The sequence below is a fragment of the Stenotrophomonas lactitubi genome, assembly GCF_002803515.1.
GTDB classification, from domain to species: domain Bacteria; phylum Pseudomonadota; class Gammaproteobacteria; order Xanthomonadales; family Xanthomonadaceae; genus Stenotrophomonas; species Stenotrophomonas lactitubi.
On sequence record NZ_PHQX01000001.1, the window covers coordinates 2228196 to 2252019 of the forward strand.

36 protein-coding genes are annotated in these 23824 nt (G+C 64.2%); 35 read left to right on the forward strand and 1 reads right to left on the reverse strand.

From position 1 onward, the window contains the following. Nucleotides 1-299: 299 nt before the first annotated feature. A complete protein-coding gene (locus CR156_RS10435) occupies nucleotides 300-722 on the reverse strand; it encodes a hypothetical protein (protein ID WP_133120078.1) in 423 nt (140 codons plus the stop codon). Nucleotides 723-997: 275 nt separating this feature from the next. Here CR156_RS10435 and CR156_RS10440 point away from each other — a divergent pair, with 275 nt between their 5' ends. From CR156_RS10440 to CR156_RS10605, 35 genes are all read left to right on the forward strand, one after another. Beyond that, nucleotides 998-1348 carry a helix-turn-helix domain-containing protein gene (locus CR156_RS10440; RefSeq protein ID WP_100552808.1) on the forward strand — a complete coding sequence of 117 codons (351 nt, stop codon included), beginning with the start codon at nucleotides 998-1000 and terminating at the stop codon, nucleotides 1346-1348. 65 nt (nucleotides 1349-1413) lie between these two features. Continuing rightward, nucleotides 1414-1857, forward strand: coding sequence for a hypothetical protein (locus CR156_RS10445; protein ID WP_100552809.1), 444 nt, complete (start codon nucleotides 1414-1416; stop codon nucleotides 1855-1857). Between the two features lie 14 nt (nucleotides 1858-1871). After that, nucleotides 1872-3848, forward strand: coding sequence for a transposase domain-containing protein (locus tag CR156_RS10450; RefSeq protein ID WP_165780984.1), 1977 nt, complete (start codon nucleotides 1872-1874; stop codon nucleotides 3846-3848). A 254-nt stretch (nucleotides 3849-4102) separates the two neighbouring features. Continuing rightward, entirely contained in the window at nucleotides 4103-5074 is a 972-nt protein-coding gene (locus CR156_RS10455; protein ID WP_165780985.1) for an AAA family ATPase, read from the forward strand. Next, nucleotides 5071-5304, forward strand: a complete 234-nt coding sequence (locus CR156_RS10460) for a hypothetical protein (protein WP_100552812.1) — start codon at nucleotides 5071-5073, stop codon at nucleotides 5302-5304. Before CR156_RS10455 ends, CR156_RS10460 begins: the two co-directional genes overlap by 4 nt. After that, nucleotides 5301-5591 (forward strand): hypothetical protein, encoded by a 291-nt coding sequence (locus CR156_RS10465; protein ID WP_100552813.1) that lies wholly within the window; start codon nucleotides 5301-5303, stop codon nucleotides 5589-5591. Before CR156_RS10460 ends, CR156_RS10465 begins: the two co-directional genes overlap by 4 nt. Before the next feature lie 10 nt (nucleotides 5592-5601). Beyond that, the gene (locus tag CR156_RS10470) at nucleotides 5602-6054 is read left to right on the forward strand and encodes a hypothetical protein (protein ID WP_100552814.1); all 453 of its coding nucleotides are present in this window, start codon (nucleotides 5602-5604) and stop codon (nucleotides 6052-6054) included. Further along, nucleotides 6054-6695 (forward strand): DUF3164 family protein, encoded by a 642-nt coding sequence (locus CR156_RS10475; RefSeq protein ID WP_243381790.1) that lies wholly within the window; start codon nucleotides 6054-6056, stop codon nucleotides 6693-6695. The genes CR156_RS10470 and CR156_RS10475 overlap by 1 nt, the downstream gene beginning before the upstream one ends. Further along, nucleotides 6692-6985: a hypothetical protein gene (locus CR156_RS10480; protein ID WP_100552816.1), complete on the forward strand. Its 294-nt coding sequence runs from the start codon at nucleotides 6692-6694 to the stop codon at nucleotides 6983-6985. Before CR156_RS10475 ends, CR156_RS10480 begins: the two co-directional genes overlap by 4 nt. Further along, on the forward strand, nucleotides 6972-7424 hold the full coding sequence (locus tag CR156_RS10485) for a hypothetical protein (protein ID WP_100552817.1): 453 nt from the start codon (nucleotides 6972-6974) through the stop codon (nucleotides 7422-7424). The genes CR156_RS10480 and CR156_RS10485 overlap by 14 nt, the downstream gene beginning before the upstream one ends. After that, complete coding sequence (locus tag CR156_RS10490; protein WP_207764198.1) at nucleotides 7421-7837, forward strand: gp16 family protein; 417 nt, start codon at nucleotides 7421-7423, stop codon at nucleotides 7835-7837. The genes CR156_RS10485 and CR156_RS10490 overlap by 4 nt, the downstream gene beginning before the upstream one ends. Next, complete coding sequence (locus tag CR156_RS10495; RefSeq protein WP_100552818.1) at nucleotides 7834-8097, forward strand: hypothetical protein; 264 nt, start codon at nucleotides 7834-7836, stop codon at nucleotides 8095-8097. The genes CR156_RS10490 and CR156_RS10495 overlap by 4 nt, the downstream gene beginning before the upstream one ends. Continuing rightward, complete coding sequence (locus CR156_RS10500; RefSeq protein WP_100552819.1) at nucleotides 8097-8687, forward strand: hypothetical protein; 591 nt, start codon at nucleotides 8097-8099, stop codon at nucleotides 8685-8687. The genes CR156_RS10495 and CR156_RS10500 overlap by 1 nt, the downstream gene beginning before the upstream one ends. Beyond that, nucleotides 8687-9103 (forward strand): Mor transcription activator family protein, encoded by a 417-nt coding sequence (locus tag CR156_RS10505; RefSeq protein WP_100552820.1) that lies wholly within the window; start codon nucleotides 8687-8689, stop codon nucleotides 9101-9103. The genes CR156_RS10500 and CR156_RS10505 overlap by 1 nt, the downstream gene beginning before the upstream one ends. Before the next feature lie 13 nt (nucleotides 9104-9116). Further along, nucleotides 9117-9479 (forward strand): hypothetical protein, encoded by a 363-nt coding sequence (locus CR156_RS10510; RefSeq protein ID WP_100552821.1) that lies wholly within the window; start codon nucleotides 9117-9119, stop codon nucleotides 9477-9479. Nucleotides 9480-9645: 166 nt separating this feature from the next. Then, nucleotides 9646-9966: a hypothetical protein gene (locus CR156_RS10515; protein ID WP_049436660.1), complete on the forward strand. Its 321-nt coding sequence runs from the start codon at nucleotides 9646-9648 to the stop codon at nucleotides 9964-9966. Continuing rightward, a complete protein-coding gene (locus CR156_RS10520; protein WP_100552822.1) occupies nucleotides 9963-10652 on the forward strand; it encodes a transglycosylase SLT domain-containing protein in 690 nt (229 codons plus the stop codon). Before CR156_RS10515 ends, CR156_RS10520 begins: the two co-directional genes overlap by 4 nt. Next, complete coding sequence (locus CR156_RS22730; RefSeq protein WP_133120079.1) at nucleotides 10643-11308, forward strand: hypothetical protein; 666 nt, start codon at nucleotides 10643-10645, stop codon at nucleotides 11306-11308. The genes CR156_RS10520 and CR156_RS22730 overlap by 10 nt, the downstream gene beginning before the upstream one ends. Nucleotides 11309-11599: 291 nt before the next feature. Continuing rightward, nucleotides 11600-11713 carry a TraR/DksA C4-type zinc finger protein gene (locus tag CR156_RS23400; RefSeq protein ID WP_133120080.1) on the forward strand — a complete coding sequence of 38 codons (114 nt, stop codon included), beginning with the start codon at nucleotides 11600-11602 and terminating at the stop codon, nucleotides 11711-11713. Beyond that, a complete protein-coding gene (locus CR156_RS10535) occupies nucleotides 11710-11988 on the forward strand; it encodes a hypothetical protein (protein WP_049436662.1) in 279 nt (92 codons plus the stop codon). Before CR156_RS23400 ends, CR156_RS10535 begins: the two co-directional genes overlap by 4 nt. After that, complete coding sequence (locus CR156_RS10540; RefSeq protein ID WP_049436663.1) at nucleotides 11988-12293, forward strand: VpaChn25_0724 family phage protein; 306 nt, start codon at nucleotides 11988-11990, stop codon at nucleotides 12291-12293. The genes CR156_RS10535 and CR156_RS10540 overlap by 1 nt, the downstream gene beginning before the upstream one ends. Before the next feature lie 5 nt (nucleotides 12294-12298). Beyond that, a complete protein-coding gene (locus CR156_RS10545; RefSeq protein WP_100552825.1) occupies nucleotides 12299-12877 on the forward strand; it encodes a phage protein Gp27 family protein in 579 nt (192 codons plus the stop codon). Beyond that, nucleotides 12874-14442: a hypothetical protein gene (locus CR156_RS10550; protein ID WP_207764199.1), complete on the forward strand. Its 1569-nt coding sequence runs from the start codon at nucleotides 12874-12876 to the stop codon at nucleotides 14440-14442. The genes CR156_RS10545 and CR156_RS10550 overlap by 4 nt, the downstream gene beginning before the upstream one ends. Further along, nucleotides 14436-16019 (forward strand): DUF935 domain-containing protein, encoded by a 1584-nt coding sequence (locus CR156_RS10555; RefSeq protein WP_100552826.1) that lies wholly within the window; start codon nucleotides 14436-14438, stop codon nucleotides 16017-16019. Before CR156_RS10550 ends, CR156_RS10555 begins: the two co-directional genes overlap by 7 nt. Next, nucleotides 16012-17211: a PBECR2 nuclease fold domain-containing protein gene (locus CR156_RS10560; protein ID WP_165780986.1), complete on the forward strand. Its 1200-nt coding sequence runs from the start codon at nucleotides 16012-16014 to the stop codon at nucleotides 17209-17211. Before CR156_RS10555 ends, CR156_RS10560 begins: the two co-directional genes overlap by 8 nt. A gap of 138 nt (nucleotides 17212-17349) precedes the next feature. Next, entirely contained in the window at nucleotides 17350-17901 is a 552-nt protein-coding gene (locus tag CR156_RS10565) for a phage virion morphogenesis protein (protein WP_100552828.1), read from the forward strand. 258 nt (nucleotides 17902-18159) lie between these two features. Next, nucleotides 18160-19287, forward strand: coding sequence for a phage protease (locus CR156_RS10570; protein WP_100552829.1), 1128 nt, complete (start codon nucleotides 18160-18162; stop codon nucleotides 19285-19287). A gap of 32 nt (nucleotides 19288-19319) precedes the next feature. Continuing rightward, nucleotides 19320-19727, forward strand: a complete 408-nt coding sequence (locus tag CR156_RS10575; protein WP_100552830.1) for a hypothetical protein — start codon at nucleotides 19320-19322, stop codon at nucleotides 19725-19727. 37 nt (nucleotides 19728-19764) lie between these two features. Beyond that, nucleotides 19765-20658 (forward strand): Mu-like prophage major head subunit gpT family protein, encoded by an 894-nt coding sequence (locus tag CR156_RS10580; protein WP_100552831.1) that lies wholly within the window; start codon nucleotides 19765-19767, stop codon nucleotides 20656-20658. Between the two features lie 67 nt (nucleotides 20659-20725). Next, the gene (locus CR156_RS10585; protein ID WP_100552832.1) at nucleotides 20726-21082 is read left to right on the forward strand and encodes a hypothetical protein; all 357 of its coding nucleotides are present in this window, start codon (nucleotides 20726-20728) and stop codon (nucleotides 21080-21082) included. Further along, a complete protein-coding gene (locus tag CR156_RS10590) occupies nucleotides 21082-21588 on the forward strand; it encodes a DUF1320 domain-containing protein (protein WP_100552833.1) in 507 nt (168 codons plus the stop codon). The genes CR156_RS10585 and CR156_RS10590 overlap by 1 nt, the downstream gene beginning before the upstream one ends. Then, the gene (locus tag CR156_RS10595; RefSeq protein WP_100552834.1) at nucleotides 21585-22037 is read left to right on the forward strand and encodes a phage tail terminator protein; all 453 of its coding nucleotides are present in this window, start codon (nucleotides 21585-21587) and stop codon (nucleotides 22035-22037) included. The genes CR156_RS10590 and CR156_RS10595 overlap by 4 nt, the downstream gene beginning before the upstream one ends. Further along, nucleotides 22034-22207 carry a hypothetical protein gene (locus CR156_RS22950; protein WP_165780987.1) on the forward strand — a complete coding sequence of 58 codons (174 nt, stop codon included), beginning with the start codon at nucleotides 22034-22036 and terminating at the stop codon, nucleotides 22205-22207. The genes CR156_RS10595 and CR156_RS22950 overlap by 4 nt, the downstream gene beginning before the upstream one ends. A 2-nt stretch (nucleotides 22208-22209) precedes the next feature. After that, entirely contained in the window at nucleotides 22210-23190 is a 981-nt protein-coding gene (locus CR156_RS10600) for a hypothetical protein (RefSeq protein WP_100552835.1), read from the forward strand. A gap of 156 nt (nucleotides 23191-23346) precedes the next feature. Then, entirely contained in the window at nucleotides 23347-23706 is a 360-nt protein-coding gene (locus CR156_RS10605; protein WP_100552836.1) for a hypothetical protein, read from the forward strand. Nucleotides 23707-23824 lie beyond the last annotated feature (118 nt).

The window sequence follows — 23824 nt, forward strand, 5'->3', positions numbered from 1 at the left end:
TTCAACGGGCCGGTGGCCCATCAGGTGGATCGCAGATGTTCTGCAGGCAGTCCTCCAATCCCTGGAGCCTGACTAACACCTGGTCGAGCTGATCCTGGCTCAGGTACTTGAGGGAAGGAACGCCCAAGCGGAACAGATCCCTCTCCACCTCCCTTTGCCACCCGTAGCGAGCTGCCAGGTCCTGGATTTCATAGCGCGCGCGAGCACGACGCAGATGCACTGGCATTGCCGGCACGGGGTCAGAAAGCCTTGTCTCCCAATGACTCCGAGGGATCGCATCCCGCAGAATCGCCCTCAGTCTACTTACCAGTTGCCGCTGCTCCTGCATCCTTTGCCCCTGTAACGATCATCCCGACTGTCTGCCGGGCAAACGGCCTTACGTCCGCTTCCGGCAGTCCCTTTTCCAGCAGCTGAGCCAGCAGAACAAGCGCCTCGCCGTACTGGGCCGGGGCCAGAACAGCATCCGCGTCATCAAGCGCCTCCTGGAGCAGTTGCGCGGCGATCTTCACAGACGACTGGCTCACTACCTGAGACTGTCGCAAGTCATTGTTTTGACGCGAAATCGTGCCGGAATCCAGACGCTCGTCGCCTGAGCCAGTCAGAAGCCAATTGGCGTTCCAGCCTTGCTGCACCAGCGCCGCCAGGCACTCCGCCCCAATCTCTCTCAGGCCGCGTTCAAAGCGCCCATAGGTGTTCTTTGACACCCCGATGAGGGTGGCCATCTCCCCTTGAGTCCTCGACCCCCGAACGGTGGTCAGTCGCGCACCAATCGACACCCATTCGGGTTTCGCTCTTTCCTCGCCGGAAGTGCGAATCAAGTTCTCTGCGTGATTCATCGTTTCGCACTTCCCGTAAGTATTTGTTTCATAAAGACAGAATCCCGAAAACACCCATTTGTGTCGTCGCCGACCAAGTGCGAAACACGTTTGGGTGTTGACAAGCACCCAAATGGGTTTAGCATCTGCCCCGTAGTCATCGCTCAAATGACAGGTACGAAATGTCAGCAACGAATACCCCGAGAAAAGCCAGTCCCGCTAAGGACTGGCATGCCGCCGACATCGTAGCGGCCCTGCATCGCAAGGAAATCTCTCTGCGGCAGATCGCGCTACTGAATGGCTACACCAACGGGGCGAGCCTGAATCCCGCTCTGCGTCGGCCGTACCCCCAAGCCGAGGCCCTGATTGCAGAGGCGCTCGGAATGGAACCCCGGGCCATCTGGCCCAGCCGGTACGGCGCCGACGGAAAGCCGAACCGTGGCCCAGGGGGCCGCAAACCACTGCTGCCCCCTGGTGCAAAGCCTAGCAGCCTGCGGACAGGCCGCAATCCACAAATTGGCGCCCCTCAATGAACAGCGCCTCTATCTACCGCTTCCCCCCGGCGCACAGGCGCCCCCACCGAGCAGGAGACGCAAGGATGAATCGTCAGCCCAGCCAGCCCCATGACTTCTTTTTGACCCCGCGCCCCCCGGCGCAGGTCAACGGCACCATGGACTACCGCAAGTCCGTCAGCATGCTGGTCGGCCAGATGCTGGAGGCGGCGCACGCTGCAGGCCTGGACCGGCACGAAGTTGCCGCACGCGCCAGCCGCCTGACCGGCCAGAACGTCTCTAAGGCGATGCTCGACGGCTACACCGCGCCGAGCCGCGAGACATTCAACATCCCTCTGTGGGTGGCCCCTGTGCTGGAGGTGATCTGCGGCGGGACGCTGTTGGCCGAGTGGCAGGCCCAGGTCATTGGTGGCCAGCTGTTGCTCGGCGCCGAGACATTGGACGTTGAAATCGGCCGCGCCCACCGTGAGCGTGTCGTCGCCAGCCAGCGCCTGCGCCAGCTGCACCGCCTGAGCGTGAGGGCATCCTGATGGCGGACGGCAACATGTCCCCCCGTTCGATGCTGGATCTGACCACCCTGGCCACCAGCCTGGGCAAGACCAAGCGAGCCGTCGAGATCCGCGCCAAGCGCGAGGGCTGGACGTTCCAGGAAAAGGCCACTCGCGGTGGCCGTCGCCGACTGTATGCCGTTGACGCGCTGCCGCCGGACGTACAGGCCGCAGTTGTCATCGCCGGCCAGGTCAGCGAAACCCCGCAGCGTGCCGTGGTGGTTCGCCAGGCCAACGTCGATTCCATCGCGTCCGCGTGGAAGCGTTACGAAGCCGTGCCGCAGCATTTGAAGGACGAAGCCGCGCGCCGCCTGCGTGCCCTGCAGGCAGTTGAGGCGCTGCAGGCAGCTGGCCACCCACTCATGGCGGCACGCCAGATCGTCGCCAGCCAGATGCAGCGCGACCAGGTCGGCGGCGTGAGCGTGGCTAGCCTGGGCCGCTGGGCCGCACTGGTCGCCAAAGCCGAGAAGCAGCACCGTCTGGCGCTGTTGGTGCCGGCATACGCCGCCACCAAGGCCAAGGCCGAGATTCATGCCGAGGCCTGGGATCTGTTCAAGGCCGACTATCTGCGCGTCGAGGCTCCGAGCGCGCAAAGCTGCTATGACCGCCTGCAGCGCATTGCCGCCACCAAGGACTGGCCTGCACTTCCCTGCGCCAAGACGTTCACCCGCCGTGTTGAGGCAGAACTGCCTCGCGCCGTCCTGGTGATGGCCCGCGAAGGCCAAGAGCGCTTCAATCAGACGTTCCCAGCACAAGAGCGCGACCGTAGCGTGTTCCATGCCCTGGAGGCAGTGAACAGCGACGGCCACAAGTTCGACGTGTTCGCACGCTGGCCGGACGGCACAGTTGCGCGCCCCATCATGGTGGGCGTCCAGGATCTCTACAGCGGCAAGCTGCTCGGCTACCGCATTGCCGAAACCGAGTCATCGGACCTTGCACGCTTCGCGTTCCGTGACGTGATCGAGCGCTATGGCATTCCCGGCAAGGTCTGGCTGGACAACGGTCGAGGCTTCGCATCCAAGATGCTGACCGGCGGCACCGCGAATCGCTTCCGATTCAAGGTGAAAGAAGACGATCCGACCGGCCTGCTGACGGCAATGGGCTGCGAGATCCACTGGGCGACGCCGTATCACGGCCAAGCCAAGCCCATCGAACGGGCCTGGCGTGATCTGTGCGACCGCATTGCCAAGCATCCGGCATTCGCTGGTGCCTACACGGGTAACAAGCCCGACGCAAAGCCCGAGAACTACGGCAGCAAGGCCATTCCGCTGGATGAGTTCGTGCGTGTCCTGAATGAGGAAATCGCAGCCCACAACGCCCGCGAGGGGCGGCGCACGCGCACGGCTGCAGGCCGGAGCTTTGATGCCGCCTTTGAGGCCAGCTATGCCCAGGCCACGATCCGCAAGGCATCACCTGAGCAGCTGCGGGAAATGCTCTTGTCTACGGACGTGGTGACCTGTGACCGCCGCGATAGCAGCGTGCGTCTGTCCGGCAACCGCTATTGGAGCGACGCAATCGCCCCGTTTGCGGGCCAGAAGGTGATGCTTCGCTTTGATCCTGAGCATCTGCACCAGGCCGTGCATGCGTACACCCTGGCCAACGTCTACATCGGCCAGCTCGATTGCATCGCCGCCGTTGGCTTCGCCGATACCGGCGCTGCCCGTGAACACGCCAGGGCGAAAAAGCAGTACCGCCAGGCAGCACGCAAGCAGCTGGACGCCGAACGCCGGATGGAAGCGGCCAGCGTCGCCAACCAGTTGCCATCGCCGATGCCCGAATCGCTGCCGCCTGCAGGCGTGATCGCACCGCTATTTGGTCGCCGCCAGTCGCCGCGCGTGCAGGAAGCCGAGCCCGCCGAACGGCTGCGCACCGGCACCGACGACAACGAAAGCGCGTTCGTGTCGCTGATGGATCGCATGCAGGCCCAGCAGCGCCGGAACAGCTTGTGGACCACGCCTGATGGGGAGGCCTGATGCAGAGCAACCCAGCTACCGGCTACCAGCGTCGGCAGGCCTACCTCCAACGCATTCGCAACGAAGGTTCGCACCCACTCCGCCACCAGGCCCAAGCGCGTTTCCGATCCGGCGTAGACACCCGGACCAACCCGAAAGCGACAGCAGCAGGCGGCGGCATCGCTCGCCGTAGATCAAAGCTCGCTGCCCTCAAACGTCCGCCCCTTCCACCCGTTGCCCCGCTGCACCCGCACCAATCCAAGGAATCAAACACGATGAATCTGGCCGTCACCCCGATCACCCCCGAAGAACTGTCACCGGAGCAGCTCGCCGATCTGCGCGACCGTCTGCGTATCACCCTGGAGGAAGACAAGAACCTGAGCCAGGCCCGCTTGGCAAAGGAATCGGACATCAGCAGCGCCACCCTGTCGCAGTTCTTGGGCGGCACCTATGCGGGCAACCAGCAAAACGTGGCTCGCAAGCTGGCCGGTTGGCTCAATGTCCGCGATGAGCGCATCAGCAACGGCAAGCTGCCCGAAGGCCCTGAGTTCGTCACCACGCCGACCAGCGAGAAGCTGCGCGCTGTCCTGCAGTACGCCCACATGGCTGGCGACATTGCAGTGATCGCTGGCGGCGCAGGCCTGGGCAAGACCGTCACGAACAAGCGCTATGCAGCCGTGAGCCCGAACGTCTGGCACGTCGAGTTGACCCCAGCCACGGGTGGCGTGCTTACCTGCCTGCAGGAGATTGCCGCAGTCATGGGCCTGCGCGACCTGGTCAACTCCGCCGCCTACATCCAGCGGGCCATCTTCCAGAAGGTGCGCAACACCAGCGGTTTGCTGATTCTGGATGAAGCACAGCACCTGACCGTGCAGGCGCTGGATATGGTCCGCGCCATCAACGATCAAACCAGCATTGGCCTTGTGCTGTGTGGCAATGATCGCGTCATCACGCAAATGACCGGCGGCAACCGCGCTCCATTCCTCGACCGCCTGTATAGCCGCGTCGGAAAGCGCCTGGTGATTCACAAGGTGGTCAAGGGTGACGCCGACGCGATCATTGACGCTTGGAACATTGCCGATGCCGGTTGCCGCGATCAGATCCGGCAGATCGCCGACCTTCCGGGCGCACTCCGCGTCCTGAATAAGGTGTTGCGCCTTGCCTCGATCTACTCCCAGGCCAAGAACGAGCGGATCTGCTGTGAGTCCATCCGCTACGCGGCCAAAGAACTGGGCGTGATGGTGTGACCACGTCCATTTCCCATCTCACGGCCGACCTGGTGTCGGCTGTGGGCGGCATCGCCAGGCTGGCATCACCGGATGCACTGCCGGCGCGCTGCCTGATCGTCCAGCGCTGCTATGCGCTGGCCACCCCCTTCGATTCGCTGACCATCGGCCAGTTGCTGCAGTGGAGCAATGAAGCCATCGCAAGCGCCGTTCAAACGGCCCCAATCGACAACCAGGAGCGTCTCCCGTGACCACCACCGACAAGAACCGCACCGCCATCCAGCACCAGCTGACCGCCGCGCTGGAGGCCATCAATGCCCTGGCCGACAAGGGCCTCACGGCTCGTTCCGTCTCAATCACGGGCGCCCGGCCCGTGATCGTAATCGACCGCCCGCGCGGCGATTCGCTGGTGGGCGCCCAGCACATCCGAGAGCGCAAGGGCGAGCTGGTGACCCGAACGAAGATGGCGACCCCCTTCCACGGCTGCCAGGTGGAGTGGGACGTGTGCCAGTCCACCCCCATCAGCGGGCTGCACTGAGCAAGACGCCATGACAAAGCATGTTCCTTTCCCCAAGTCGCTGCAGCAGCTGCTGCAGCGAATCCTGGAGGCAATCGACCAAGCCGGCGGCGGTATGACCCGCGTGCAGCTCGCCACCACGCTGCACGATGCGCGTCCGCTGGACATTGACGACACCCTGGAGGAACTGATCGACCGCAACCAGGTCGAGCGCCAGGGCGGTGATCCGCAGATGCTCTGGCTGGTCCGTGGCTCCACCGGCAGCCAGTACACAGCCGCACCGGAGCCAAAGCCCGCCAGTTGCGAGCGTCCGCCGCACACCGTGCGAGCGCATGACGTAGAACGGCGCCTGGAAGTCATTGCCCAGGATGTCCTGGACGCCGCGCTAGACGCCCGTGCAGCAGGGCTCCCTGCGCCGCTGGTGCGGTTGCTGATGCAGTGCGATAGCGCCATTGCCGAAGCCCGCAACCACCTCACCCTCTGATGAACAAGGAAACCCCACCCATGCAAGCAAACCCGATTCCCGAAGGCTACCGACAAGACGCCAAGGGGCACCTTGTCCCGGAGAAGCACATCAAGGAAATCGACAAGCTGCGCGATGAACTGGTGCAGGAGCTCGCTGAGCGCGCTCAGGATCTGCACAAGAGAATGGCCGACTTCAAGCGCCATGCATTCGACAGCATTGCCGCGTTCGTGTCCCTCAGCGCAGAGCAGTACCGCGTCCACATCGGCGGCAAGAAGGGCAACGTCACGCTGGTGGCCTACGATGGCCAGTACAAGGTGATTCGCCAGTTCCAGGAAACGATCAAGTTTGACGAGCGGCTGCTGGCTGCCAAGGCACTCATCGACCAATGTCTGGCTGAGTGGACCGAGGGTGCACGCACCGAGATCCGCACCATCATCAACGATGCGTTTCGCGTCGATCAGCAGGGCAACATCCGCACCGGGCAGGTGCTGCAGCTGAAGCGCCTGGAGATTGACGATCCGCGCTGGCAGGAAGCCATGCGCGCCATTGGCGAAGCCGTCCAGGTCATGGGGAGCAAGTCCTACGTCCGCGTGTACCAGCGGGACAAGGATGGCGCCTATCAGCCCATCACCCTCGACCTGTCGGCGGTGGCACTGTGACCGCGCACATTCCCGCCGACCTCGCAGAGCTGGCACTGGCTGTAGCCGATGCGACCGTGCGCGCCGACATCGAGCTGTTTGCCCGCCAGCAGGACATCGAAGGTTTGATGTTCTATGACCTGAGCTGTGCCGATGATCCGCGTTCACCGGAGGCCATGGGCTACATCCAGCGGGCAGTCGCCTACATCGAGGCACGCGGTGACGTGTTTCCCTGGCGACTGGTGCGCCATATCAGCGCCCCGACCCTCGTTTGCTTCCGCGATAAGGAGCCTCGCGATGTCGGCGCATAAGAAGTCACCGCTGAGCAACGAACAGTGGGCGCAAGTCGAGAAGGCACTTGCGACGCCCTACGGCGGTGACGTGGAGATGATCGCTGATGAACACCGGCTGGTGATCCAGGTACGGCAGATCAAGACGCTGCGATACGCGGTTGTCGTGTTCGTTGATGGGAAGATAAAGCAGGAGTACATGCAGGAAAGCAGCCCCATCGGCGCTAAGTTCTACCGCCCTTCTAAAATCTGCCTCTACAGCAGGGCTCAGCAAGCGCGGATGGTCAAGAGCCTGGGCAAGCGTCGCACTGCCGCTATGGTCAAGCAGGGAACGGGAACGATCTACGATCCCGGCTGGCCATCGGCAGCAGCTCTGCGCCGTCACCTCAGCCGCACCTGCACAAGCATCGAACTGATCCACGCAGGATGGTCAGCACGGGTGCCGGAGGGTCACCTATGAAACCTGCAACCGACCCGTTGCGCCGCGCACAGATCGCCAAGATCAAGGTTGCCCAGAAGGAGCTCGGCATGGATGAGGCGGGCTATCGCGCGCTCTTGCAGCGCGTGACAGGCAAGCAGTCATCCACGCAGATGTCGCCGAGCGAGCGCGACGCGGTACTGGCTGAGCTGACCCGCCTTGGCTGGAAGGCCAAGCCGGGCAAGCCTCACCCGGACCGCCCGAAGGACACCGACCAGGTTCCGATGCTGCGGAAAGTCGAGGCACTGCTGGCCAGCGCCAAACGTCCGTGGAGCTATGCGCACGCAATGTCAGTGCGCATGTTTCAGGTGGACCGCCTGGAGTTTCTCAAACATGACCAGCTGCACAGCCTGATTGCTGCGCTACAGATCGACTGCAACCGGAGGGAAGGATGAGCAATGCCGTAAGCGACGACGAACGGGCTCGGGCGCAGGTGGATGCAACCGGGGAAGCCTTGCGCGTGACCTTGGAGCGCATCGCGACACTCCCGCCGCCGCAAGTGATCCCCTATCTGAGCAGCGTTGTGCAGATCGGGATAGAGCTACTACGCGCCAATGGGCGAGAGGACGCGTATGTAAAGGGCTTTCTAGAGGCGGCTCTGGGAAGTTTGAACAGCCCGCCCACAATCAAGTTGAAGGATCTAAGGGTTCACTGATGAAAGTCACCTGTCCTGATTGTGGTTGCCAGGGCCACATCAATGCCTTTCTCCTGGAGGACGAATGCAAGCGCTTGCTGGTAGTCATGGCACCACTCCCACCGGAGCTTAGCCGTGCCCTCCTTGCCTACCTTGGTCTTTTCAAGCCGGCAAAGCACAGCTTGCGGATGGGGCACGCGATCAGGATCGCCCAGGAAGTTGCGGAACTGGTTGCAGCTGGCACAGTTTCCAAAGAGGAATGCAACGGCCCCCGCCGTCCCACCCAGGTAAGGCACTGGATCTCTGGAATTGACCAAGTCCTTGCCGCCCGAAGCAAACTCAGTCTGCCGCTGCAGTCCCATGTGGATCTACGAGCGGCTGTGTTCGGATTGGCCGATCAGCCAGGCATCGCTCCAAAGCAAGACCCGGCGGACCGCGCCAGATCGCAGCCCCAGCCCATGACCACAACCCGTATAAACGGCGGGCCGGTCGAGTCCAGGTTGGAACAGCAGCTGGCATGGATCAACCAGCGATTGAGCTTGGGGCAGATGTCCGAAGCCGAGGCACAGCGCGAGCGCGCTGACGCTCAGGCGAAGTACGGAGAAAAGTGATGATCGAGCAACGCGATTGGGTCGGAATACCGGACGCCGATGCAGCCGCCGAGCTGATCGCGGCCGCGCCGCAGGATCTGAGCGAAAAGCAATGGGAGGGCACTCTGGTCGCGTTGATCGCGGTCATGGAAGCAGCATTCCGCCGCGCCGGCCTGGATGAGAGGCAGGCGACCCGGCTGGCACTCGCCGGGATGCTGGCTCAAGCAGAGTATGCCGGTGGCCGTCAGATATACATCCCGCAAGGTATGCGACTGCGCAACGCCTTGCGGGACGCGGAAATCTACCGGAAGGCCAAGCGCGGTAACATTGCCCAGCTGGTGACCGAGTACGGCCTTACAGAGGTTCGGGTTTACGAGATTATTCGCCAGCAACGCCAGCTGCACCTCTCCAGGGCGCAGGGAAATTTTGACTTCTAAGGAGGGTAGCGTGATGAAATGGATGGGTGCGGCAATCCTCAGCGTTGCTCTGATGGCCAGCGCAGGCTGCATGGACAAGCAGAGCCCGCTCGTCACCGGGGCTGAGGGTGCGGTCAAGCAGATGCTGAAAGACCCCGGCTCGGTGGAGTTCCGGAACGTGAGCGTCATTCAGCTGTCTACCCCTGAGGGGGATGCCCCCATCGTCTGCGGGGAGTTCAACGCGCGAAACAGCCTTGGCGGCTACGTTGGATTTGAGCCATTTGCTTGGCACCCGGATGGCAAGCTAATCACAAAGGCGCTATTCCCTACTGCTGATGTCAGCATCCTGTATAACGGCATCGAAACGCTTTGCAGCGGTAAGCTCTACGAACCGTAGGGAGCCTGCGGCAGCTACACCGGCATATGCCCCGCTTTTGCGGGGCTTTTTCATTGAAGCACTTTAGTCCCCGTCCAGTTTCGCGCGCGCGGAAGCTGTGTGTACCGGGGGACGGTCAACGTGCGCAGCACGGACGCACCCCGCTTACCCATACAGCGGAGTGCACATGGAACCCAACAATCGCCGTACCCGAGCCATCGCTTACCTTGGCTCGCTGTTCGACCGCATCGGCTACATCTGGCTGTGGCTGGCACTGAGCCTGTTCCTGCTGGCCAGCGTGGCCATCCTCAATCCCATCCTGGTGGCGTCCTACGCCTGGGCGGCCGCCAAGCTGACGATGGCAGCGGTAATCGGCCACGGCGTTGACCTGACCCTGTTCCGTGGCGCTGATCCCAGGTATCTCGATGGCATCGAGAAATCCATGGCGCAAACCCGGCGCGTGACCCTGATCGCTGCGGCCATGATTGCGGCAGGGCTGATCGGATGACCCGGCACGGCCGCCCCGATCCCTGCCTGCGCCTGGCAATCGCGGTCTGCCTGGTGCTTGTGGCCATCGTAACGTGGGCCATCTGCGGCAAGGCAGAGGCTGCACCCGCCCGCGCCACCGTCAAGGTTGCCCCCGCATCAGCCTTGTATCGACATCGCGTGGAACAGGCAGCGTCCCGCGCATGGGGCGTCAACGCGAGCTCGGCGCGCCTGGCCGCACAGCTGCACCAGGAGTCCGCATTTCGGGCAGATGCGCGCTCACCTGTGGGTGCCCAGGGAATCGCCCAGTTCATGCCGTCCACGGCCCGCTGGATCGCCACGATCTATCCGACCGAGCTTGCGGGATTCGACCCCTGGAACCCGCAGCAGGCCATCCTGGCTGCCGCCCTGTATGACCGCTGGCTGTTCGACCGCGTCGCCGAGTACAGCCAGGGGCGTATGAGCGGCTGCAGCCGGTGGGCCTTTACTTTCCGCGCGTACAACGGTGGTGAAAAGGCGCTCAACCGGGAGCGAGCGCTGGCGTACACCAGCGGCGTGGATGCGAACGACTGGCGGGCTGTCGAGCCGTACCGCGCCCGAGCAGAGTGGGCGCACAGAGAGAACACCGGCTATCCGAAACGAATCCTGCTGACACTGGAGCCGGCATATCTCGCGGCCGGTTGGACGGGGGTGGCCACATGCCCCTGATCGCAGACCCGACCCGCCCCTATCGCTTCCTCTCGTTGCTGTTGGTGTTGTGCCTGACCGTTGCCGCGTTGCTCGGTATCGGGTTTGCGACGGGGCATCGCTGGGCAGTCGGATCGGCCGCCATCGAGCAGCGCGAGGGCCTGGAGCTGCAGCTGCGCCAACTGCAGGAGTCGGCCAAGACGCTGCAGACCCAATCGGCCCAGGCAACCGCCAATTACTACCGCGCAACCCAGCGCCTCAACCACATTGCCGAGCTCCAGGAGCTGGACCGTGAGAACCAACGTCAATTCAACCTGCAGCAGCAAGAGGCGCTCGCTGCGCTCCTGCGTAATCGCCCTGATCTGCGCACTGGTCATGCCGGGGCTGATGTCCTGCAGCACTGGAACCGCAGTAACGCAGGCGCCGCTACCTCTGCCGCCCGTGCCCCCAATGCCGGCAACGCTCAAGGCCGAATGCCCGGAGCTGCCGGCAGCCAAGGACGATCTCTGGGAAACCCTGCTGGGGAATCACGACCAGGTCGCGGCGCTGTACCACGACTGCCGCAACCAGCAGCGAAGGCTGACGCAGGCAGTGTCGGACTGGGAGGCGACCGCCTGGGGCTGGTACTGCACAGCGGTCACCCAGCTGCAGCTGCCCGTGGAGGCCTGTGCCCGTGAAGGCGGAACCCACGATCAAGGTCGCTGACCTGACCCGCTTGCGGAACGAGTACGAGCAGATGGTTCGCGATGCCGAAAGCGGCAGCAGGCAGCCAGGCAACGCAGGGCTCATCAACCGAGGGCGCGTGGCCACGCTTCGCGCCGTGGCGGTGGACCTGACTGAAATCATCCAAGGCAAGAGGCACCCGAGTGGCAGACGACGCTGACCAGGCCGACGTAGTAACCGAACGCGCCTGGGATCGATTCAGGCACAGCCGCCCGCAGTTCAACCCTCAACCAGTGCCCAAGCCAATGTGCGATGCCGAATGCGAGGAGTGTGGCGCCATCGTCCCAGTCGGTCGCCTACAGGCAGTGCCAGGCACCCGCCACTGCACCGCCTGCGCAGGCGCAGGGTTCCGCCCATGATCGCCGCCGCCGCATGGGATGCGTCCATCGTCATTGGGCTGCTGGTCCTGGTTGCTGGACTGGTCGCGCTCAACCTCCTGGTCGGCGTGGTGCTTTGGTGGCGCCACTCCGGTCTGGCTGATCGAGTCACGAAACTGGAGGTTCAGCACGCACACCACCTGACCCACAAGGAAACCGGCGAACTGTTTGACCGAATTGCCCGGTTGGAGGGCATGGCAGCCGCCACCAATCGCATGCTCGAAACCGTCCAAGAACACCTCATGGAGAAAGACTGATGTCCCACAAGACCTTTGCGGAGCGCCACCGCGAGGACCGCCGCCTGGTGTTGCTGCGGCTGCTCTCGGAACAGAACGGCTACCGCGCCAACAGTTCGGTACTGCATGCCGGCCTCAACGTCCTGGCCGTGGCCGCCAGCCGCGATGACGTGCTGACCGACCTGACCTGGCTGAGCGAGCAATCGCTGGTGCGCGTTGATGAGCCCGTGCCGGGCGTGATGGTTGCTGAGCTGAGCGCTCGCGGTCACGACGTTTCGCGTGGCATGGCCAGTGTGCCCGGTGTCAGCCGCCCCAGCCCCCGGTAACGACGATGAGCACCACACCACGCCGTCGCGGCAAATCCAGCATTCAGCGCCTGCCCGCAGAACAACGCACGTTCATCGAGAAGCTGTTGCGCGAAGATCGCCTCACGCTGGCCGAGATGATCGAGGCACTGCAACAGCAATTCCCAGGACAGCCTGCGGCCGACATCTCGCGCTCCGCCCTGCATCGCTATGGTGCGGGGTTTGCTGAGCTGACGGCTCGCATGCGGGAGATTGAGGCAGTGTCCCAGGCTGTGGTGGGCGAACTGGGCGAAGGTGTGGGCGAGAAGGCCGGCGCGCTCCTCGGCCAAGCCATCACCACCCTGGCCACCAATGCGGCGCTGCGGGCTCACGAAAAGGAGGACGTGAGCATTGATGAGATCCGCAAACTGGCCCGCGCTGCCAAGGACGCGATGGACACCCAGCGCGTGAGCGTCAATGTGCGGCGCGCCATCATGCAGGAAGCGCGCGATGCCATGGTGCGCGAGCAAGCCGCCAAGCTGGAGAAGGTCGTCAAGAGCGGCGGGCTGTCCGCCGCTGCCGCCGCCGACATTCGCTCTCAGATCCTGGGAATCCGCACCGAATGAATGAGCGCGCCCGCCAGCTTGTGCCGAACACTGCCGCCGCCCACGTGCCTGCGGCACTGATGCCGTATCAGCAGCGCTGGATCGCCGATCCCGCCAACCTCAAACTCATGGAGAAGGGACGCCGTACTGGCATCACCTGGGCAGAGGCTTCCGACAACGTGCTGATTGCTGCCAGTGCAAAGAGCGCGGGTGGTCAGAACGTGTACTACCTCGGCACCGACAAGGAAATGACTGAGGAATACATCCAGGCGTGCGCCATGTGGGCCAAGGCCTTCAACTACGCGGCCGGACTGGTGGAGGAAGGCTTTTGGGATGAGGAGGAGGATGACAAGCACATCAAGACCTTCACCATTCGCTTTCCGGAAAGTGGATTCAAGATCACGGCACTGGCCAGCCGACCGCGCAAGTTGCGTGGTCGCCAGGGCGTGCTGGTGGGCGACGAAGCCGCATTCGTCGATGATCTGCAGGAGCTGCTCAAGGCAGCTGTTGCGTTCCTGGTGTGGGGCGGAAAAGTTCGCCTCATCTCCACCCATGATGGCCATGACAACGCATTCAATGAGCTGATCGAGGAGATCCGCGCGGGTGGTCGTCGCGGATCGATCCACCGCGTGCCTTTCCGTGAGGCGGTCGAAGAAGGCCTTTACCGCCGTGTCTGCATGCGCCTGGGCAAGACCTGGTCACAGGAAGCAGAGGAGGAGTTTATCGCCGAGGTGTACGGCACCTATGGCGATGCCGCCGCCGAGGAGCTGGACTGCATTCCGTCGCAAGGCAGTGGCGCATGGCTCAGTGCAGCGTTGATCGAGGCGCGCATGACCGATGCCCCGGTGCTGCGCTACACCTGTCCCAAGGGCTTTGAGCAGCAAAGCGACCACGTCCGATGGGAGGCCGTGCAGACGTGGTTGGATGACGAAGTCGGACCGCTCCTGGACAAGCTGGACCCTGATCTACAGAGCGTCTATGGCCAGGACTTCGGCCGGTCAGGTGACTTGTCGGTGATGGTGCCAGCGCAGATCACCCAGACGCTCAAGCGCAAAGTTCCGTTCATCCTGGAACTGCGGAACATGCCGCACCGCCAGCAGGAACAGGTAGCCAAGTACGTTATCCACCGTTTGCCTCGGTTCGTGAAGGCTGCAGTGGATGCGCGCGGTAATGGTCATGCACTCGCAGAGTTCCTCGCCCAGGAGTTCGGCTATAGCCGTGTCGAGTTGGTCATGGCCACCGAGGGCTGGTATCGAGAGCACATGCCGCCAGTCAAGAAGGCATTTGAGGACGACACCATTTCGCTGCCGCGCGACAAGGACACGATGGCAGACCTTCGCGTGGTGCGAGTCATCAAGGGCGTGGCCAGGGTGCCCGAGCGCACCACCGGGCGCGACGGTGGCCAACGCCACGGCGACTCGGCTATCGCGGTTGCCCTTATGTACTACGCCAGTCGCCATCCAGGTGCCGAGATGGACTGGACCCCCGTGCCGCGCTCTGTGCGCGGCTTTGATTCCGTGGCCAGCCACGGGCACGAGCGTCCCGAGGACGACGATTTCAATCTGCCGGAACCGCAAGCATGGTGACCAAAACCCGCATTCTCGGCCCCGATGGCCAGCCCTTCACCGTGACCGACCTGGCACAGCCCCAGACTGCGCACGCCAACTCACTGCAGCGCGAGTTCCAGGGACACCCCTCGCGCGGCCTCACGCCCAGCCGTTTGGCCTCGATCCTGCTGGCGGCCGAACAGGGCGATTTGATCCGCCAATACGAGCTGTTTGAGGACATCGAGGAGCGCGACGCCCACATTTTCTCGGAGATGTCCAAGCGCCGCCGCGCTGTCTCCGGGTTGCCGTTCAAGATCAGTGCGCCGCCCAATCCCAGTGCGGCGGAGAAGAAGGCGACCGAGCAGCTGCAGGCGATGGTGCTGGCTATCGATGACTTCGATGGGATCGTGTTCGATACCACCGACGCCATCGGCAAGGGTTTCGCCAACCTGGAAATCGAATGGGATCGCAGCGCCCAAGAGTGGCTGCCGAAGTCCATCACCCATCGGCCGCAGTCCTGGTTCCAGCTGCACCGCGGCTATCGCCAGGAGATCCGTCTGCGCAATGGCACTGGCGAGGGGGAAACCCTGCGCCCGTTTGGTTGGATCACTCACACGCACAAGGCCAAGAGCGGCTATCTGGAGCGCGCCGCGCTGTTCCGGGTACTGGTGTGGCCGTACCTGTTCAAGAACTACAGCGTCGGTGATCTGGCCGAGTTCCTGGAGATTTACGGCATTCCAATGCGGATCGGCAAATACCCGCCAGGCGCATCCGACCGCGAGAAAATGTCGCTGCTACGTGCGTTGATGGAGATCGGCCACAACGCTGCCGGCATCATCCCGGAGGGGATGAGCATGGACTTTCCCGCTGTCGCCGAAGGTGATCCCAAGGCCTTTGAGCTGATGATGAACTGGTGCGAGCGCAGCCAGAGCAAGGCCATCCTGGGCGGCACGCTGACCAGTCAGGCCGATGGCAAAAGCAGCACCAATGCGCTGGGCAACGTGCACAACGAAGTGCGCAAGGAAATCAAGGACGCCGATGCTGGCCAGTTGGCCAGCACGCTGTCCCGTGACCTGATTTACCCGTTGGCGGTTCTCAACGGGCTGGTGCGACCAGGTGACTATCGTCGCTGCCCGCGCCTGGTGTTCGACTTGGCCGAGATCAAGGACATCGGCACCTATGCCACAGCGCTGCCCGCGATGGTCGCCATGGGCATGCAAATCCCCCGCGCCTGGGCACACACCGAGCTGGGCATCCCCGAAGCCGGAGAGGATGAGCCGATGCTGGGGCAGGTTCCCGCAGTAACGGATCAGGTGGCGTTGAGCAGTGTGCGGACTGCGACGGCTGCCGCACAGCCGGTCTCGGTGTCGTCGCGGGATCGCGAAGACCAGTTGGCGCGACTGGTGGCCACCGAGCTCGATCCGGTTGTGGCCGAATGGGTGGACGCGATCCGCGAGCTGGTGGATGGCGCTCAGGATCTGGAGCAGATCCGCGACGGCCTGCTGGCGCTCCTGCCAACCCTGAGCGCGGCGCAGTTCGGCCAGGCCATGCAGCACGCCCTGGCTATTGCGGGCGCAGCGGGCATGCTCGATGCCCTGGACGAAAGCCGTGGCTGAGATCCGGGGCAACTTCGGGAGCATGCCCGAGGCAGAGCGCTACTTTCGCGGGAAGGTGAACCTTCCCACGCGACGGTGGGATGACCTGATGCACGGGCAGCATGCGCGGGCGTTTGTGGTTGCCGGCGCCACGCGCGATGCGTTGTTGACCGACCTGCGCGAAGCAGTGGACGCAGCCATCACTCAGGGCGAGACGCTGGAGGACTTCCGCGCTCGCTTCCAGGACATCGTCCAGCGCAATGGATGGCATGGCTGGACCGGCGAAGGCAGCCCCGGCGGGCAGGCCTGGCGCACGGCGACCATCTACCACACCAATCTGCGAACGGCTTACCAGGCCGGACGCTGGGAGACGCTCAAGAATTTCCCGTTCCTGCGCTACAAGCACAACACCGTGCGCAACCCACGCGAGCAGCACAAGGCTTGGGATGGCGTCATCCTGCCGTCCGACCATCCCTGGTGGGATACCCACTACACGCCCAATGGCTGGGGCTGTCGCTGCACGGTGCTGGGCGTATCGGCCGCCAAGATGAAAGCCATGGGCTGGAAGGTCAGCGAGCCGCCCGCGCCCATCCAGGGTGACCCGCCACCGGAGTGGGCGTATCACGTCGGCCATGCCGCCAGCGGCCGACACATCGCCGACAGCGCGCTGGCAAAGGATGCTGCGGCCAAGTGGTCGGAGGTGCCAGGGCGAAGCGCCGAGGACTACGGGCGTCCCGCCCAGGTTCCGCTGGACGCTGCGATTGCGCGGCCTCTGCCCACGGGTATTCGTGATCCTCAACAGGTGCGCCAGGCCTGGCAGGAGCTGTACGGCCGCACCGCCACGCTCACCGATCCATCCGGGGCCGAGGTGCTGCTTACCGACCAGGTGATTGAGCACTGGCTGGAGAAGCCGTCACGCCTGGATGGTCGGGAGAAGTATCTGCCGCTGCTGGCTGAGACGATCCAGAGCCCGTTTGAGGTGTGGGCCAACTTCGCCCGCAACGAGGCTGGCCAGCTCGGCCTGCGCCGCTACTACGTCAAGCGGATCGAAGTCACCGAGTCCGAAGGCGGGGCGCAAAAGCGCTACGCCCTGACAGTGATTGCCGAGGTGCTGCCTGGCGGGGTGTGGGGATCGTTCGACTTCTTCCGTGGCAGCAAGGCTCAGCCGCGTTCGCGGCAGGGGCTGCTGGTATGGGGACGGCCGGAAGAATGAGCCTTTGCCTACAGACGCGCCAGACCGCTCTGCGGCGCTTCCTGCAGGGCCTCGGGGGCTGGCCCACCCTGTGGAAGGATTGCGGCTTGGCCGCTACGCCGGGGGCGGCTTTGCCCCGGCCCGTTTGCGGAGAATACCATGGCCAATGAACCCCTGATCCTCACTATCGATGCGCGCCAGGCCGAACAGTGGTTTGCCCGTCTCCTGGAGCGCAGCGTCAACCTGTCGGGCCTGATGGCCCAGGTTGGCGAGGATCTGACCGAAAGCACCCAGGCCCGATTCGACACCGGCATTGGACCGGATGGCGTTGCCTGGCAGCCGTTGGCCGATGGGTCAGGCCGAACGCCGCTCAACGATACCCGCCGCACCCGTGACGGTATCCACCCGTTGTCGGGCCCTGACTGGGTGGAGATCCGCGCCGACTCAAAGCAGGCGCGCTGGCACCAGGAAGGCACCAAGCCATACGAGATCCGCGCAAAGAACGGAAAAGCGCTCTACTGGCCCGGCATGCAGACGCGTCCAGGAAAGGATGGCCAGGAGGGGCCCGCGTTTGTGGCCAAGGTGAATCATCCTGGCTTGCCGGCCCGCCCCTTCATGGGCCTAAGCGCCGAGGATGAGCAGAGCATCGAGCGCCTGGCCGTCGCATGGCTGGAACTGGACGCAGACCCCGCCGGATTGGGCCGCGCCTAAAACGGCCTGTACGGCCCGTGGAGGCCCCCTGGGCGCGGCCACCGTCCATGGTCCACCCCCAACGGGCAGCGGCGGTCGATTTAAACGCCTTTCAAACGCCCTTGAAGGCGCCAGTTCAAGTGACCACCCCGGCGAAGGACAAAAATCACCCCGGCCGGTGTAGAGTCCCTGCCGACAACACGCCCATCGGGCCACGCCCGAAAAGCAGTGAAGGGCTTTAGTCCCGCCGCCTGATCGATGGCGGCGAATCTGGCGGGGATGAATCAGCCCGCCCGCCGCCTCCATACCGCCGTTGCCCTGGCTGCCTGCAGCTTCCTGCTGCAGGCCGACGCCGTGGGCGATGACCGCCTCATTTCCATCCAGCTGACCCCCGCCGGTCACTTCAAGCCCAGCGACGGGCGAAAGATGGATGTCCCCGCCTGGTACATCGACGCCTCGGTGGCGGCCCGCGTGATCGAGCGTTTCAACGCTCGCGCCAACCCGGCAGTGGTCGATTACGAACACCAGACCCTGCACAAAGAAACCAACGGGCAGCCCGCGCCGGCCGCTGCCTGGATGCGTGCGCTGCAATGGCGCGAGGGATCTGGCCTCTGGGCCACCACCGAGCTGACTCCCCAGGCTGCGGAGCAGATCCGAACCGGCGCCTATCGCTACGTCTCCCCGGTGTTCCTCTACGACAAGACCACCGGCGAGGTGCTGGCCATGCAGATGGCCGCCTTCACCAATGACCCCGCCATCGACGGCATGCAGGCCATGGAGCTGCGCGCAGCGGCTTGCTTTGCCCACGACATCGATCCTGACAAGGAAACCTCCATGAACCCGTTGCTCAAAGCCTTCCTGGCTGCCCTGGGCCTGCCCGAAACCACCACCGAAGCAGATGCCATCGCCGCCTGCAGCTCCCTCACCACCAGCCTGGGCGTGCTGCGCCGACTGCAGGCCGAGCTGGGCGCCGAGGGCGAGCCGGCCGTTGCAGCCTGCAGTGCCCTCAAGACCCAGGCCACCGCCACCCCGGACCCGACCAAGTTCGTCCCCATCGCCGCCCTGGAGGAAGTGCGCGGCCAGGTCGCCGCTCTGTCCGCCGAGCGCACCGCTGACAAGGTCAGTGCGCTGGTCGAGGCTGGCCTGGCTGATGGCCGCATCCTGCCGAGCATGAGGGACTGGGCCACCGACCTGGGCAAGCAGAATCTGGCCGCACTGTCGTCCTACCTGGACAAGGCCGCTCCGATCGCTGCCCTGGGCGGTACGCAGACCGGCGGCCAGAAGCCGGCCGGCGCGACCAACGAGCATGGCCTGGACGCGGCTGAAATGGCCGTCTGCAGCGCTACCGGCGTCACCCCCGAAGCCTTCGCGAAATCCAAGAAGGACACCGCCCAGGCGCAGGCCTGAGCACTCCCCCCCAGCTCTCACCGGAGTCTGCTATGAGCGCAGCCACCCAGGCTCGCAACACCCCGCGCCGGGACGCACATCGTGTCGGCCATCCCTCCAACCCCGGCACCGCGCTGCACGCGGGCACGCTGATTGCGCTGCTGGCCACCAACGGCAACGCGGTGCCGGCAGGCACTGCCGGTTCCGGTGACGCCGTCGGCGTTGCACTTCGCTCCGTCGCCGGAACCTCGGCAGGCGAGCCGGTCGAATGCGAGCGCGGCACTGGCTTCCGTTTTGACAACAGTGCCGGCGCTGATGCCATCGCCCGCGCCGACATCGGCGCAACTGCCTACATCGTCGATGACCAGACCGTGGCCAAGACCGACAACAGCGGCGCCCGCAAGCGCGCTGGTGTCGTCCTGGACGTGGATGCAGCCGGCGTGTGGATCGTGGTCGGCTGAGCTGGCCCATCCGTTCCCCTATCACCAGGACAATCCCATGATCGTCAATCGCGGCAATCTTTCGACGCTGTACGTCGCCTTCAACGCAGCATTCAACGCCGGCCTCGGCCAGGCACCATCCCAGTTCCAGCGCATTGCCACGGTGGTGCCGTCCACCACCAAGTCCAACGAGTACGGCTGGCTGGGCAAGCTGCCCAACGTGCGCGAATGGATCGGCGAACGTGTCGTGCATGGCCTGCAGAACCACGGCTACACCATCAAGAACAAGCCGTATGAGCTGACTGTGGGCGTGGACAAGGATGACATCGAGGATGACAACCTCGGCATCTACAGCCCGCTCATGCAGAGCATGGGCGAGTCGGTCGGCGCGCAGCCGGACCAGCTGACGTTCGAGCTGTTGAAGAACGGCATCTCCACCGCCTGCTACGACGGGCAGAACTTCTTCGACACCGATCATCCGGTGCTGGACAAGGAAGGCAAGGAGACGGTCCAGAGCAACGTGGACTCGGGCGGCAACGGTGCCTACTGGTATCTGCTGTGCACCAAGCGCGCGCTCAAGCCGATCATCTTCCAGAACCGCAAGCCGCCGCAGTTCGTTTCCATGGACACCGATACCGATGAGGGCGTGTTCAACAAGAAGGAATTCCGCTACGGCGCCGATTGCCGCCGCAACGTCGGTTTTGGTTTCTGGCAGATGGCCTTCGCCAGCAACAAGCCGCTGACCGAGGACAACCTGCAGGCAGCCTATACCGCCTTCACCTCGCGCACGGGCGACCACGGCCGTCCGCTGGGCCTGGTGCCGGATCTGCTGGTGTGCGTGCCGAACGACAAGTTCAAGGCCGCCAAGATCCTCACCGCCAACCAGATCGCCGGCACTGACAACGTGATGAAGGGCGTTGTTGAGGCGATGGACAGCGCCTGGTTGCTCTGACCCTCGACCACTGACCGGCACCGCAGGGTGCCGGTCGCAACTTCCCCGAACACAGAAGGAGCGGCCCATGGCCGAACAGATCCTGGTAAAGGCCCGCCTGGAGCGTGGCCGCTGGCGTGCCGGCATGCACTTCACCCGGCAGGGCCGGATCGTGCTTGTCGATGTCCTGAAGGAGAAACAGCTGGAGGCGATCAACAGCGACCCCGAGCTGATCGTGACGGAGCTGCCAGCGTCGGACGATCCCAACGAACTGGCACTGGCTCGCGAACGCAAGGCAACCAAGTCCGGCAATGCCAAGCGCAAGTGGGCAGAAGCCGAGGCCCGCGCACGCACCGCCTCTGGCCTGGCCGAGGAAGCCTGGGCGAACCAGCCGGCAGCTGACCGCGTGAGCTTGATCGAGGCAGCGCTGGAGGTCGGCGCGTAATGGCCTACGTCACCCTCACGCAACTGGCCGAGCTCCCAGGGGCGCTGGAACTGTCCCAGGTGGCGGGTGGGCGCGATGAGCGCCCGGTTGCCTCCGAGCTGATGGATGCCACGTTGCGTGGGGGTGATCGCAGCGCCTTCCCGCCAAGCGAGGTGGCCAAGGCGGATGCGGCCCTGGAGCGCATCCAAGAGGCCACCCGTCAGGCAGATGCGATCATCGACGGCTACCTGGCACGGCGCTACAGATTGCCGCTGGGCAAGGCCGTGCCGCTGCTGGCCGTTTGGTCGCGCAGCATCACGCGCTACCTGCTGCACCCTGATCGCCAGACGGACGAGCGCACCGATCCCATCGTGCGTGACTACCGTGACGCGATTCGCCTGCTACAGGAGACGGCACAGGAAAAATTCCACCTGGGCATCGAAGATCCGACTACGTCCACCGGCTCTGCAGGGGAATTCATCTTCCATGCCGGCAACAAGGTATTCGGGCGCGAGGGCCGGCCGTGACCGTTGGGCCGTTCCCGATCACCCCCGTCCTGGAGCGTCTGCGGGACCACGTGCAGGCACTACTCCTGGTCGGTGATGCCGCCGACCTGGATACGGCCCTGGACCAGCAGCCAGCCAAGGACTGTGCCGCCTACGTGACGGCCGCCGAGATGGGCGGCCGGCCTCGGTACACGGGCGATCAGCACATCCAGAACGTGGATGTCACGTTGCGCGTGGTCCTCATGGTGCGCAACTTCAGCGGCCAGGCCAGTGGCAGCGGCGCACGCCGCCAGATGGATGAGCAAGTCATTCCAGGCGTCCGCAAAGCACTGGCCGGGTGGACCCCTGTCGATGCGTTCGATGCGCTCAGCTTCCAGGCTGGCCGTGATGAGAAGTTCCGCGCCGGTTGGCTGGTCAGCCAGCAGGTATTCGTCACCAACTACCGCATGCAACACACACCGACCCCATGACCACCAAGCACACCCCTACCAGCGGTGGTGCCTGGCGCGTGATCGATGGCCAGCTCGTGGATGAGTCCGTACTGCCCGCCGAACCCGCTCCATCACCCGAGACGCCGCCACCGCCGGCATCGAGCCAGAACCGCTCGCGCCGCTCCTCCGCAACCTCACCCGAGAACTGACCATGGCCCAGCCCAACCTGGAATCCTTCAAGCGTCGCGGCCTGGCCCTGGCGCTGCGTGCATCGGCCTCGGTGCCGATTGTCCCCACGGCCGCCGCCAACGGCGTGCTGCTGTTCAACGGCAGCAGCGGCACCGAGTTCGACAAGATCGAACGCCCGGTGGATCGACCGTTCCTGACCGGCCAGCCCTTCGCAGTGGGCGCCCGGCGGGCCTTCATTGAGGGCGAGTTTGAGCTGTTCCCGCCGACCAAGCCGGGTGCAGCGGCTGACTCCGATGCCGTCTGTGCACCGCTGTTGTTGCCCGCCGGCATGACCGCCGTCAAGGACGCTGTTGCGAAAACCACACGCTACAACCCGATCAGCGCCAATATCCCGATCTCCGATGCCAAGTTCTGGCATGCAGGCACGGTCAAGCAGATCGGCGCTGCACGTCACAACCTCACCAACCTGGCGCTGGCCGTCGGTGAGCGCTTCAAGGGCAACATCCGCATCCAGGGCGACTACGACACCATCGCCGAGGACAATCTGCCCAACATCACCACCAGCACCGTGGTTCCGACCGTGGCGCGCGCGGACAACACCCGCACCACGATCACGGTTGATGGCGGAGCAGGCCTGGTCGTGTGGGCCAAGTCCCTCTCGGTGGACGTGGGCAACACGATCACGTCGAAGGAGTACACCAGCCACAAGGAAAGCGGCATCAGCGACCGCGCTCCGACCTGGACGCTGCGCCTGGCCAAGACGGCCCTGGCTGACTTCAATCCGTGGGCAGTGCGCGACTCGGCCGGCGTCCTGGTGGTTGCGCTGCGCCTGACCGAAAAGAGCAAGCTCTATAGCGAGCTGGGCATTCGGGGCCAGATCGAGAACATCAACGAAGTCGAGATTGATGGCGATTACGGCTGGGAGCTCACTGGCCCCTGCGTGGCCAGCGATGCCGGCGGCGACGAGCTGTACATCGAGTTCGGCGACAGCACGCCGCCGTAACTCGCAAGCACTGCGTTACACTCCCAACGGCCCCGCCTCTGTGCGGGGTCTTTCTTTTTCAGTGAAGCGCTTTAGTCCCGAACGGCAGCTGTGCCTGGGCAAAGTGGATCTGTCCCCGATCAAGGGGCAGTTAAACCACTTCCCAAGGACTTTCCCATGCTCCGTCTCGCCCGAACCAACACCGTGCACCTGCCGGTGGAACTGCGCATCCCCACCGACCAGCCCGACGTTTTCGCAACCGGCACCATCCAGTGCCAGGTCAAGATCCTGGCACGCGAAGAAATCAAAGCCATCCAGGACAACCCCGTTGAGGATGAGGAGTACCTGCGCAAGATCCTGGTCAGCGTCGCTGGCCTGGGCGACGCAGACGGCAAGGCCATCGAGGGCGATGCCGCCCTGGAAGAGGTCTTCAATGGTCCGTTCTTCGCCTTCCTGCAGCCGGCCATCATCGGCGCCTACTTCGACCAGTTCGGCCGGGCGCACGTAAAAAACTCGAAGCCGTCGCGCGGGCGCTGATTGGGAAGGGTCCACGCACTGACGGCGCCGACAGGAACCATGAACCTGACGGCGTCGTCAGCGCGGCGGACTTTCTGCGCGACGGAGGCGGCGGCGAGGAGCCACCGAGCGTCATCCA